The sequence below is a fragment of the Parasphingomonas halimpatiens genome (assembly GCF_036663795.1).
In the GTDB taxonomy this organism is placed as follows: Bacteria; Pseudomonadota; Alphaproteobacteria; order Sphingomonadales; family Sphingomonadaceae; genus Sphingomonas.
Window position 1 is genome coordinate 1 of the sequence record NZ_JAXOJP010000015.1, and the last position, 11457, is coordinate 11457.

The 11457-nt window shown below is 64.6% G+C and carries 11 protein-coding genes and 1 tRNA gene; 9 read left to right on the forward strand and 3 right to left on the reverse strand.

Annotated features, from left to right (window positions below):
- From U1839_RS15270 to U1839_RS15310, 9 genes are all read left to right on the forward strand, one after another.
- On the forward strand, positions 1 to 952 hold a 952-nt coding region (locus U1839_RS15270), incomplete at its 5' end, for a hypothetical protein (protein WP_332804472.1).
- Positions 949 to 2133, forward strand: coding sequence for a M48 family metallopeptidase (locus U1839_RS15275; RefSeq protein WP_332804473.1), 1185 nt, complete (start codon positions 949 to 951; stop codon positions 2131 to 2133). The genes U1839_RS15270 and U1839_RS15275, both read left to right, overlap by 4 nt.
- A 3-nt stretch (positions 2134 to 2136) precedes the next feature.
- The gene (locus U1839_RS15280; RefSeq protein WP_332804474.1) at positions 2137 to 2751 is read left to right on the forward strand and encodes a hypothetical protein; all 615 of its coding nucleotides are present in this window, start codon (positions 2137 to 2139) and stop codon (positions 2749 to 2751) included.
- 103 nt (positions 2752 to 2854) lie between these two features.
- Positions 2855 to 2939 (forward strand) — tRNA-Leu (locus U1839_RS15285).
- Positions 2940 to 2999: 60 nt separating this feature from the next.
- A complete protein-coding gene (gene tig, locus U1839_RS15290) occupies positions 3000 to 4586 on the forward strand; it encodes a trigger factor (protein ID WP_332804475.1) in 1587 nt (528 codons plus the stop codon).
- A gap of 126 nt (positions 4587 to 4712) precedes the next feature.
- Entirely contained in the window at positions 4713 to 5642 is a 930-nt protein-coding gene (locus U1839_RS15295) for a glycosyltransferase family 2 protein (RefSeq protein ID WP_332804476.1), read from the forward strand.
- Positions 5643 to 5703: 61 nt separating this feature from the next.
- Positions 5704 to 6405, forward strand: coding sequence for an ATP-dependent Clp endopeptidase proteolytic subunit ClpP (gene clpP / locus U1839_RS15300; protein WP_332804477.1), 702 nt, complete (start codon positions 5704 to 5706; stop codon positions 6403 to 6405).
- Positions 6406 to 6524: 119 nt separating this feature from the next.
- Complete coding sequence (clpX, locus tag U1839_RS15305; RefSeq protein WP_281126316.1) at positions 6525 to 7793, forward strand: ATP-dependent Clp protease ATP-binding subunit ClpX; 1269 nt, start codon at positions 6525 to 6527, stop codon at positions 7791 to 7793.
- Positions 7794 to 7802: 9 nt separating this feature from the next.
- Positions 7803 to 8408 carry a GNAT family N-acetyltransferase gene (locus U1839_RS15310; RefSeq protein WP_332804478.1) on the forward strand — a complete coding sequence of 202 codons (606 nt, stop codon included), beginning with the start codon at positions 7803 to 7805 and terminating at the stop codon, positions 8406 to 8408.
- Positions 8409 to 8411: 3 nt separating this feature from the next.
- Here the strand turns inward: U1839_RS15310 and U1839_RS15315 are convergent, their stop codons facing one another.
- The 3 genes from U1839_RS15315 to U1839_RS15325 are packed head-to-tail and all read right to left on the reverse strand — an operon-like array spanning position 8412 to position 11415.
- Entirely contained in the window at positions 8412 to 9017 is a 606-nt protein-coding gene (locus U1839_RS15315) for a methyltransferase family protein (RefSeq protein ID WP_332804479.1), read from the reverse strand.
- A gap of 41 nt (positions 9018 to 9058) precedes the next feature.
- Positions 9059 to 10777: a M1 family metallopeptidase gene (locus U1839_RS15320; RefSeq protein ID WP_332804480.1), complete on the reverse strand. Its 1719-nt coding sequence runs from the start codon at positions 10775 to 10777 to the stop codon at positions 9059 to 9061.
- Positions 10774 to 11415 carry a hypothetical protein gene (locus tag U1839_RS15325; RefSeq protein WP_332804481.1) on the reverse strand — a complete coding sequence of 214 codons (642 nt, stop codon included), beginning with the start codon at positions 11413 to 11415 and terminating at the stop codon, positions 10774 to 10776. Before U1839_RS15325 ends, U1839_RS15320 begins: the two co-directional genes overlap by 4 nt.
- Positions 11416 to 11457: the final 42 nt, after the last annotated feature.

Genomic DNA, 11457 nt, shown 5'->3' on the forward strand with positions numbered 1-11457 from the left:
GTCGCGTAATCGTGATCCCAGACATCTCCGCCTCCAATCCAACACTTCCGCATCGAATCAGAAAATCAACCTCTTGGGAATCCCCGCAGAGTCAGTCCTTTCGCCCGCTGGTATTACCTTGAAAATCCCTCTTGCAACTGGCGGCGGCGCGGGCAAGATGGATCGAAAGGGGGAGGGGGTCCCCCATGCTATCGGGGGTCGCATGCATATTCGGTTTTTGGCGGCGTTGGCGGCATTGCTGTGCCTGCTTCCGGCGGGTGCTTCAGCCCAGGAACGCTTCGCGATCAAGCCGGGCTTCGTTTTCCCGACCGACCACCCGGCGACCGTGGTGGTATTCCGTCCCGACGTGCATGTCGGTACGCTGACCACGGGTAGCATCGACGAGCCGAACGCGGATTGGACCGCCGCTGCGCGCCAGTTGATCGAGGAGTCGCTGCGCCGGAACAATTCCGTATCTGGCGCAAAAATCGAGTTCCCGGCAGACCCGCAAGGCGATGACGGCGCTTATCTTGCCGAATATAAATCCCTGTTCACCGCAGTCGCAAACTCGATCCAGACATATAAGCTGTTTCCGGGCAATCGCTTGCCGACCAAGAAGGGCGAGGTTTTCGATTATACCCTGGGTGACGGGGTGTCGCGGATCGCAAAGATGACGGGAGCGGACTATGCCCTGTTCGTTTTCACCTACGATGCCTATGGCTCGAGCGGCCGCAAGGCAGCGCAAATATTTGGCGCGCTGATGGGTGTTTCGATCGCGCCGGGTGTGCATATCGGTTATGCCGGCCTTGTCGACCTGAAAACCGGCGATGTGATCTGGCTCAACGCGGACCCGCAGATGGGCGGCGACGTACGGACCGCCGAAGGGGCCGATAAGCGCGTCCGCCAACTGCTCAACGGGTTCCCCGGCATGGTCGCTCCGGTCGCAACGCCGGCCGCCGCTGCGACGAAATGATCGTTCGTCGGTGCGCGCTCGGCTGCGCGATCGCGGCGCTGGTAACGAGTTCTGTTGCCCCGGCGCAGCAACTTCCGCTTCCCGCGCCGCAGGCGTCGGTACAACCCGCCGATGCGCAGGGTGCCTATCAACCGCAGGACAAGGATGAACGCGGTCTCTGGATGGAGATGGAAGAGTCCGAGCGACAGGTCAGGACCTCGAATTTCGTCATTCACGATCCTGCGATCAATGCCTATGTGCATGACGTGTTCTGCCGGACGGTCGGGCCGCGCTGTAGCGAGATTCGCATCTACTTGATGCGGACGCCCTATTTCAACGCGACGACAGCGCCCAATGGCATGATGCAGATATGGTCTGGTCTGTTGCTGCGTGTCCGCAACGAGGCCCAGCTTTCCGCGGTCCTGGCGCACGAGTTCATTCATTACCAGGATCGCCACTCGCTGGCCCTTTTCCGCCAGGCGAAATCAAAGTCTTCGACCGTCGCCTGGATGAGCGTGTTCGGTCTCGGACTCTTTGCGCTGGGTGAGATCGGCGCGCTCTACAAGTTTTCGCGCGACCAGGAATCCGAAGCAGATACGGGCTCGCTGGGGTTGATGGCGAAGGCCGGCTATGATCCGCGTGAAGCAGGACGGATCTGGGAACAGTTTCGTGCCGAGGCCGATGCAACGGCCGAGGCGCGCAAGGTGAAGAGCCGCAAGGACAAGGATCGGGGGATGTTCGCGACCCATCCGCCAAGCGCCGAGCGCGTAGCCTCGCTGAACGCCCTGGCCGCCAAAATGACGGTGCCGCCGACGGCAAGCATCGGACGGAGCGAATATCAGGCCGCACTCGGCCGGTGGTGGGCAAGCCTGATCGACGACCAGGTAAAGCTCAACGATTTCGGCGGGACCGAATATCTGATCGGCAATCTCGCGTCGGAAGGCTGGACGCCAAGCCTGAACTATGCGCGCGGCGAACTCTATCGCTCGCGTGGTCGCCCGGAGGATCTCACGGCGGCGGTCGGTTTCTATCGCAGCGCCAGCGCCGCGCCGGATGCGCCGGTCGAATGCTGGCGTGGCCTCGGCCTGTCGCTGCTGCGCTCCGGCGCGCAGGCTGACGGTCAGGCTGCACTCAAAATCTATCTCACGCGCAAACCAGACGCTTCGGACAAGGCGTTGATCGCCATGATGGCAGGAGGATAATCGATGCAGCGCTTCACTCGCTTGATGCTCGCGGGGGCTCTGGTGCTCGCGGGCGGCGCCACGCCGGCCATCGCCAACAAGATCATGCCGAAGGGCACTGCCGTCACCGTCGCCAAATCGGGGCTGACGGTAACGCCGGGCATGGACTGGAATCGACTCAGCGGACGGCCCGGTCGCAATGCGGAGAGCTGGACGCTCGACGGCTTGCCGCTCAATGACCTGACCTTTTACGGCGGAATCGCCGATGGCGCGACGTTGTTTCGCGACGCGCGCAAGAAGACCGACCCGCTGCCGAAATTCTCCGCGACGATGCTGATCCCGGACATCGCGCAGCTGTTCGAGAGCAGCTACCGTGTGTCGGTCGGGACGTCGCTGATGGCGATCGACTCGATCGAGCCGCAAACTTTCGCCGGCAAGCCCGGATTTCATTTCACCTACAGTTTCGTCGTGCAGGGCGAAGAGGTCCGCCGCAAGGGTGAGGCGACGGGCGCGGTGATCGACGGCAAGCTCTATTTGATCACGTTCGAGGCACCCGTGATCCATTATTTCGACGCCGACATCGCGGCGGCGCGTGCGGTCCAGGCAAGCGCCGTGATGGGAAAGGCCCCCCGGAGCTGAGGTTATCAGCATGACGCGGGGGGGGGCGGTGCGACGAAATGATCGCCGCGCTTGCCCCCGCGCGCATCACTGCTATAGAGCGCCGCCACCGGCGGTGTCCCATGCGGGCGTGGCGGAACTGGTAGACGCGCTTGGTTTAGGTCCAAGTATCGCAAGATGTGGGGGTTCGAGTCCCTTCGCCCGCACCAGTCCCGTCGCGCATGACGGGACATGGCAACTCCATTCTATTCAAGGCTTCGAGCGAGATCATGCAGACTGTCGAGACGTTGAACGAAGGCCTGAAGCGTGCCTACACCCTGACGATCACCGCCAAGGACATCGACAAGCGTGTCGATGCCGAGCTGAAGAAGGTCGCGCCGCAGGTCCGCATGCCCGGTTTCCGCCCCGGCAAGGTGCCGGCGAATCTCGTGCGCAAGATGCACGGGCCCTCGCTGATGCAGGACGCGCTCAACAGCTCGATCCAGGAAGGCATCCAGCAGTTGATCGCCGACCAGCGGATTCGTCCCGCGATCCAGCCATCGGTCAGCCTCGATGACGGTTACGAGCTCGGTCAGGACGCCGAGGTCAAGGTCGAGCTCGAAGTGCTGCCCGACGTGCCGACCCCCGCAATCGACGCGCTCAAGCTCGAGCGCCTGTCGGTGCCGGCGGATGACAGCGCGGTGACCGAGCAGTTGCAGAAGTTCGCCGACCAGCAGAAGCGCTGGGACGATGCCAAGCCGACCTACAAGGCCAAGACCGGCGACCTCGTCGTCATGGACTTCACCGGCAAGGTCGATGGCGTGGCGTTCGATGGCGGCACGGGCACCGACATGTCGGTCGAGATCGGCACCGGTCGCCTGATCCCCGGCTTCGAAGACCAGGTGATCGGCGTGAAGACCGGCGAAGAGCGCCAGATCAACGTGACCTTCCCGGAAGACTATCAGGCCAAGGAACTCGCCGGCAAGGCGGCGACCTTCGACCTCGTCATCACCGCGGTGAAGACTGCCGCCGAGAGCAAGATCGACGACGAACTGGCGACCTCGCTGGGCCTGACCGATCTCGAGCAGCTCAAGGGCCTGCTCAAGGGCCAGGTCGAGCAGGAGCTCAACGGCCTGACTCGCACGCACATGAAGCGCAAGCTGCTCGATCAGCTCGCCGAGGGTCATGATTTCCCGGTCCCGCCCTCGATGGTCGCCGCCGAATTCGACCAGATCTGGCAGCAGCTCGAGCATGAAGCGACGCACGAGCCCGATCCCGAGGCTGCGCTCAAGGAAATGGAAGCCGAGCGCGACGATTATAAGTCGATCGCCGAGCGTCGCGTGCGCCTCGGCCTGTTGCTGAGCGAGATCGGCCAGGCCAATGGCGTCGAGGTCACCCAGCAGGAGATGAACCGCCTGATCGCGCAGGCCGCGCAGCAGTACGGCCCGGAAGATCGCCAGCGCTTCATCCAGTATGTCCAGTCCGAGCCGATGGCCGCTGCCCAGCTGCGTGCGCCGCTGTACGAGGACAAGGTCGTCGACTGGCTGTTCGACAAGGCCGAGATCACCGATCGCGAAGTGACGCGCGCCGAACTCGAAGCGGCGATCGAGAGCGAGGAAGGCTTCTCGACCGGCACGCACAGCCACGACCACGAGAACCACAAGCCCAAGGCCAAGAAGGCCGCCGCCAAGAAGCCGGCCGCCAAGAAGGCCGATGCTGAAGAAGCGGACGTCGTGGCAGCGCCGGCCGAGGACAAGCCCGTCGAGGCGAAGCCTGTCGCCAAGAAGGCGGCCAAGCCCAAGGCGGAAGCTGTTGAGGCAGATGAGGCACCGGCCAAGAAGCCTGCCGCTAAGAAGGCCGCAGCGAAGAAGGACTGATTTCGCTGGTTTTTCGGCAATCAAACGCGACGTCGCTGCCCCGGGCCGCGACGTCGTTTTGATTCAGTCGGCGGAAAAGCCACAAAAGGGGTCGAACCGGCGCTGATTCCTGCCTAAGGCAGGTCGATGACCTCCCGCATCGCCGTCCTGCTGCCCTGCTATAACGAAGAAGCGGCGATAGCGCAGACCGTGGCCGGCTTTCGCGCCGCGTTGCCGGGTGCGACGATCTACGTCTATGACAACAACAGTCGCGATGGCACGATCGCGGCGGCGCGAGCGGCCGGCGCCGTGGTGCGCAGCGAGCGGATGCAGGGCAAGGGCAATGTCGTGCGGCGGATGTTCGCCGATGTCGATGCCGATATCTACGTCATGGCCGATGGCGACGCGACCTATGACGCGGCCTCGGCGCCGGCGCTCGTCGCGCGGTTGCTCGACGAGCATCTCGACATGGTCGTCGGGTCGCGCGTGACCCAGGCCGATGCGGCCTATCGCCGTGGCCACCGCTTCGGCAATGCCGTGTTGACGGGCATGCTCGCGCGCCTTTTTGGGCGGAGTTTCACTGATATCCTATCGGGTTACCGGGTGTTCTCGCGCCGCTTCGTGAAGAGCTTTCCGGTCCTGTCGGCGGGTTTCGAGATCGAAACCGAGATCAGCGTCCATGCGCTCGAGCTGAAAATGCCCGTGGCGGAAGTCGAGACGCCCTATTTCGCGCGGCCGGAAGGCTCGGAGTCGAAACTCAGCACTTATGGCGACGGCCTGCGTATCCTCAACACGATCGTCCAGCTCTACCGGCTGGAGCGCCCGCTGCTGTTCTTCGGGGCGGTCGGCGTGGTGCTGGGGCTCGTCGCGCTGCTCCTTGCGGTGCCGCTGGTCCTGACCTATCTCCACACCGGCCTCGTGCCGCGCCAGCCGACGGCGATCCTCGTTACGGGACTTGTCATCCTCGCCGCGCTCAACGCATTTACCGGATTGATCCTCGATACGGTGGTGCGCGGACGCCGCGAAGTGCGTCGGCTCGCCTATCTAGCACATAGGGCACCGCAGCGCGGGGCTTGAACTCGCTTCCGCCAGCGCCGATGTAGGGCGTATCCACGGGGCATAAGGACCAGAATTTAACATGCACAATCCGTTCGAGACCGGCGACTTCTCCAGCCCCCTGATGCAGGCCGGGCTCGGTCTGCAGCAGACCAGCGCGGGCCTGGTGCCCATCGTGATCGAGCAATCGAACCGCGGCGAGCGCAGCTTCGACATCTATTCGCGGCTGTTGCGCGAGCGCATCATCTTCATCACCGGCGGCGTCGAGGACCATATGGCCTCGGTCATCACCGCCCAGCTGCTCTTCCTCGAGTCCGAGAACCCGAAGAAGGACATCTACATGTACATCAACTCGCCGGGCGGTGTCGTCACGGCGGGCATGGCGATCCACGACACGATGAATTACATCCGTCCGCGCGTCGGCACGGTGTGCATCGGCCAGGCCGCGTCGATGGGCAGTTTCCTGCTCTGCGCCGGCGAGCGCGGCATGCGCGTCGCGCTGACCAATGCCCGGATCATGATCCACCAGCCGTCGGGCGGGGCGCAGGGCATGGCATCCGACATCGAGATCCAGGCGCGCGAAATCCTGCGCATCCGGCATCGCATGAACGAGCTTTATGCCGAATATACCGGCAAGCCGATCGGCGAGATCGAGCATGCCATGGACCGCGACAAGTTCCTGTCGTCGCACGAGGCCAAGGAGTTCGGCCTGATCGACGAGGTGTTCGACAAGCGCCCGGCACTGTCGGAAGATCCCGTTCCGCCGATTTTGCCGAGTTCGTAAACCCGATATTGAGGCTGTCATCGCTAGGTGAATTTGTTGATTGTCGGATGTAAGCTGGGCGGTCTAGGATACGCCCCTGTAACAGCGCGCCTTTCCCGGGCGGGCGAAGGATGGTTTGAATGACGAAGCTCACCGGCGGCGACTCCAAGAGCACGCTCTATTGCTCTTTCTGCGGCAAGTCGCAGCATGAGGTGCGCAAGCTGATCGCCGGACCGACGGTCTTCATCTGCGACGAGTGCGTCGAGCTGTGCAACGACATCATCCGCGAGGAGACCAAATCGGCGTTGGTCTCCAAAAAGGATGGTGGCGTGCCGACGCCGCAGGAAATCTGCGACGTGCTCGACGACTATGTCATCGGGCAGAAGCGCGCCAAGCGCGTGCTGTCGGTGGCCGTCCACAACCATTACAAGCGCCTCAACCACGGCCAGAAGGGCGCGGATGTCGAGCTCGCCAAGTCGAACATCCTGCTCGTCGGGCCGACTGGCTGCGGCAAGACGCTGCTCGCCCAGACGCTGGCACGCATCCTCGACGTGCCCTTCACCATGGCCGATGCGACGACGCTGACCGAAGCCGGCTATGTCGGCGAGGATGTCGAGAACATCATCCTCAAGCTGCTCCAGGCCTCCGACTATAATGTCGAGCGGGCGCAGCGCGGCATCGTCTATATCGACGAGATCGACAAGATCAGCCGCAAGGCCGAGAATCCCTCGATCACACGCGACGTGTCGGGCGAGGGCGTGCAGCAGGCGCTGCTCAAGCTGATGGAGGGCACCACCGCCTCGGTGCCGCCACAGGGCGGGCGCAAGCATCCGCAGCAGGAGTTCCTGCAGGTCGACACCACCAACATCCTGTTCATCTGTGGTGGTGCGTTCAGCGGCCTCGAAAAGATCATCGGCGACCGCCTGCAGGGCAAGTCGATCGGTTTCGGCGCCTATGTCGCCGCGCCCGAGGAACGCCGCACCGGCGAGACGCTCAAGTCGGTAGAACCCGAGGATTTGCTCAAGTTCGGCCTGATTCCGGAATTCGTCGGTCGCCTGCCGGTGATCGCCACGCTCGAGGATCTCGACGTGCCGGCGCTGGTGACGATCCTGACCGAGCCCAAGAACGCGCTGGTCAAGCAGTATCAGAAGCTGTTCGACATGGAGTCGGTCAAGCTCGGCTTCACCGACGAGGCACTGGTCCAGGTCGCCAAAAAGGCGATCGATCGCAAGACCGGCGCGCGCGGGTTGCGTTCGATCCTCGAAAGCATCCTGCTCGACACGATGTTCGATCTGCCGGGGATGGACTCGGTCGACGAGGTGATGATCGACAAGGACGTGATCGAGGGCCGCAAGGAGCCGATCCGCGTCTATGGCAAGAAGGAAAAGACCGGCACCGGCGCGGCATAAAGCCGACTCGTGACCGACACCGTCCCGACCCGCGTCGCCGGCAATGCCGATCGTGCGCGGGTCGCGGCGTTGCTTGCCAGCGCCTTCGCCGACGATCCGGCGATCAGCTACATCTTTCCCGATCCCGTGGTGCGGGCGCGCAAGCTACCGCGCCTTTTCGCGTTGCTGTTCGACGAGGACGCCGTGGGCATGCGCCTCATTACCGGCGGGGGCGAGGCAGCGACCATGTGGCGTGGGCCGGGGCAATCGCGCACCAGCCACTGGGCGATGCTGAAACAGGCGTTGCCGATGCTCGGCATCTTCGGCACCGCGCTGCCGCGCGCGCTGGCGGTGTCGGACGCCATCGACCGGCATCTACCGCGCGGTGATTATTGGTATCTGCACATCGCCGGTTGCGATCCTGCCGCGCAGGGCAAGGGTTTTGGCGGCGCCGCGGTGCGCGCGGGTCTCGATCGCGTCGCCGGGTCGGGCTTGCCGACCTATCTGGAGACGCCGCTCGAACGCAATATCGGCTTTTATCGCGCGATCGGCTTCGACCTGACGGGCGAGTGGCGCGTCGGCACGGACGGGCCACCCTTCTGGTCGATGTGGCGCGAGGCGCAGCGGCAACCTTAGGGGTCAGAATATCCCTAGCACGAAGCGTTTAACCCGCGCGGCATAGGCGTCATATTCGCCGCCGAACATCGTACGCAGCAACCGCTCTTCCTGGCGGACGCGGAGCCATGTGCCGAGCGCATAGATCGGGATTGCGAGGATCAGCATGGCGGTGTGGCCATAGGCGATCGCCATCGCCAGCATGAACAGGAACAGCGCGACATAGATGGGATGGCGCACCAGCGCGAACGGGCCGGTCTGGACGAGATGATGGTCGCTGCGGGTCCGTGCCACCAGGCTCCACGTTTTGCCCATCGTGCGCGACGCCGAATCGAACAGCCAGATCGCGGTGAGCACCAGGGCGAGGACGAGCGCGGCGCGGGCGAGCATCGCCGGCGTGGGTGCCCCGGGAACGACGTCGATCGCGCCAAATCCGGTCAGCCCAAGGGCAAGGCCCTGCACGCCGATCCACAGCCAGCTGATCGTGGCGCGCCCGCTCTCGGCAACCTTGGGTGCCTTTTGCGCGCGGAATCGCGCCAGCAACACGGCCGTGATCCCGATCAATACCCCCAGGGCGAACGCCGCGAGGCTGGGCCAGCCGATCGGGTCGTGATGGAAAAGCATGCTCATCATGCTCCGCATATCAACAGTGTGTTATATATACAATACGGTTACTTCGTCTGCGTCTTGCGCGCCTCGCTGTCCTTCCACGCCTGAAAGTCTTCAATTGCGCGCGAGCGCTTGAGGATGCGGCTGAACGGGTCGGTGACGATATGCGCGTGTCGCGGGACGACCAGGCTCCCCGTGCCCCCGGCCATCGCCACACGGACGATACGGCCGTCGACCTGCACCTCGACCGGCATCGGGAAGGGGTGACCGCCTGGCGCTTGCCAGCGCAGCGCGAGCCGGTCGCCCTGCCGCGTCTCGATCAGTTCGGGCAAGGCCGCCTGGCGCAGATAGACGTCGAAGAACCAGCCGAAATCCTTGCCCGTGACGCGGCGCACGTTGCGCTCATATTCCGCCGTGGTGCCGTAACGCGGGCGAAAATTGCCCGGGCGGGGATCGAGCCGGCCATATACCGCGAGCCGCGTCACGTCGCGAAAGGCGCGGTCGCCGATCAGGTTGCGGAGCGTGTGGAGCATCCACGCGCCCTTGTAATAGATGTCGGCACCGGGCCCGCCGCGCTCGAGCTGATAAACATCGTCCTGGGTGCGCGGCTGCCCCGAGACGATCGGGCGCAGATCGAGGATCTGGTTGCGCTGCGCGTCGAGCATCGTGGCATAGCGCGCCTCGCCCTCGCGCCAGCGGCCGTAGAGCGGCTGCATATATTCGGCATAACCCTCGTGCAGCCAGTAATCGTCCCAGTCGGCGGCGGTGAGCTGGTTGCCGAACCATTCATGGCCGAATTCGTGCTGGAACAGCCAGTCGAACCCCTCGGGCGCCTTGCGATAGCCATTGCCATAGGCGTTGATCGTCTGGTGCTCCATGCCGAGATGCGGCGTCTCGACCACGCCGACCTTCTCGTCGCCCCATGGATAGGGGCCGACATTGGCCTCGTAGAAATCAAGCGTCGGGGCGAACTCGGCGAACAGCGCTTTCGCCTTGATCTCCTCGCCGGGCAGGTACCAGTAATAGAGCGGGATGCTGTTGCCGTAGCGGCTCTTGTAGCCGCCCGAGATCACCTCATAGGGCGCGATGTTGAGCGCGATGGCATAGGTGTTGGGATGCTTCACCCGCCAATGCCAAGTGGTGCGCCCATCGGCGAGCGTGTCGACCCCGAGCAGCACCCCGTTGGAGGGCGCCTTCAGACCCTCGGGCACGGTGATGTGCAGCGTGACGACCTCGGGCTCGCCGGTCGGAAAATCGAGGCACGGCCAGAGCAGGTCGCAGCCCGATCCTTCGGTCGTGCTGGCAATCCAGGGGCGGCCGTCGGGCGTCTTCGACCAGACCATGCCATCGTCCCACGGCGCGCGCACCGCGATGTGCGGGGTGCCGCCATAGCCGATCGTCGCCGTCACCGTGCCGCCCGCGGCAATGCGGTGGGGCAGGGTGATGGTCAGCCGCCCTTCCGGGTTGGCAAAAGCGGAGGCGGGCAGCGGCACCCCGTCGATCGCCACCGTGCGTGGCCCGAGATTGCGGTCGAGATCGATCACCAGCCGGTCGAGCGGTGCGCGCGCGGTGAAGCGGAGGGTCGCGGTCGCATCGATCGATTCAGTCTCGGGCAGCACCTCGAAGCGCAGATCGGCGGCGTCGAAGCGCAGCCTCGCCTGGTCGGGGTCGATCGCCCCGCCCGAGCGGCGGGTCTGTTCGGTGAGCGGCGGTTCGCCCTTGCCGGGCAGCGAAGCGGCGGTCAGCAACAGCAAGGCGGTGGCCAGCAGGCGGCGCATCATGTGCCGGATAACTCCACGCTCAGCTCGTCGATGGTCAGCGTGGAAAAGGCCGCGCCGTTGCGCGTCATCGCGATGCGCTGCGGCCAGTGCAGACCCTGGTCGGTGACGCTGCCCGAAAAGGTGAAGCGCTCACGCAGCGTGCCGGTCGAGTCGGGGGACTCGATGACATAGGCCGCAACCGACGGCATGCCGTCGCGACCCGGCGCAAGCAACGCATCGGGGTAACCGGCACGCACCGACATGATCGCGGCGCCGCGCGGCATCGCCGTGCCGGCGAGCAGCATATGGCCGTAAATGCCGAATTGCTGGCGTTCATGCTCGGCCTCGGCCGGCGCAAGCGCGACCTGTCGTCCCTTGAAGACGACGAAGCCCTGCTGCCCCTCGATCATCAGCGTGCGCTTTTCCACGCGCCCCTCCTCGATCAGCCAGCTGTCGGTGCGGGCCCGGACGAACGGCTCGATCCGCGTTTCCACACCGAGCGCGAGCGGACGCCCGGCAGTCATCACCCGAGCCGTGCCGCTCCAGCCGATCGCCCTGACACGCGTCAGCAGCGCCGCGCCGCCCATCGCCGCGCGGGCGCGCGCGACCGGATCGGCGGTCGGCGCGCGCGCATTGCGGGCATGCGCGGGGATTGCCAAAAACGCCGTTGCCGCCCAGATCAACGCACGACGATTGATGGA

Bases quoted from the DNA above. Each gene is read 5' to 3' on its own strand.
- U1839_RS15275 (WP_332804473.1), top strand. From the start codon at position 949: ATGATCGTTCGTCGGTGCGCGCTCGGCTGCGCGATCGCGGCGCTGGTA.
- U1839_RS15280 (WP_332804474.1), top strand. From the start codon at position 2,137: ATGCAGCGCTTCACTCGCTTGATGCTCGCGGGGGCTCTGGTGCTCGCG.
- tig (WP_332804475.1), top strand. From the start codon at position 3,000: ATGCAGACTGTCGAGACGTTGAACGAAGGCCTGAAGCGTGCCTACACC.
- U1839_RS15295 (WP_332804476.1), top strand. From the start codon at position 4,713: ATGACCTCCCGCATCGCCGTCCTGCTGCCCTGCTATAACGAAGAAGCG.
- clpP (WP_332804477.1), top strand. From the start codon at position 5,704: ATGCACAATCCGTTCGAGACCGGCGACTTCTCCAGCCCCCTGATGCAG.
- clpX (WP_281126316.1), top strand. From the start codon at position 6,525: ATGACGAAGCTCACCGGCGGCGACTCCAAGAGCACGCTCTATTGCTCT.
- U1839_RS15315 (WP_332804479.1), bottom strand. From the start codon at position 9,017: ATGAGCATGCTTTTCCATCACGACCCGATCGGCTGGCCCAGCCTCGCG.
- U1839_RS15320 (WP_332804480.1), bottom strand. From the start codon at position 10,777: ATGATGCGCCGCCTGCTGGCCACCGCCTTGCTGTTGCTGACCGCCGCT.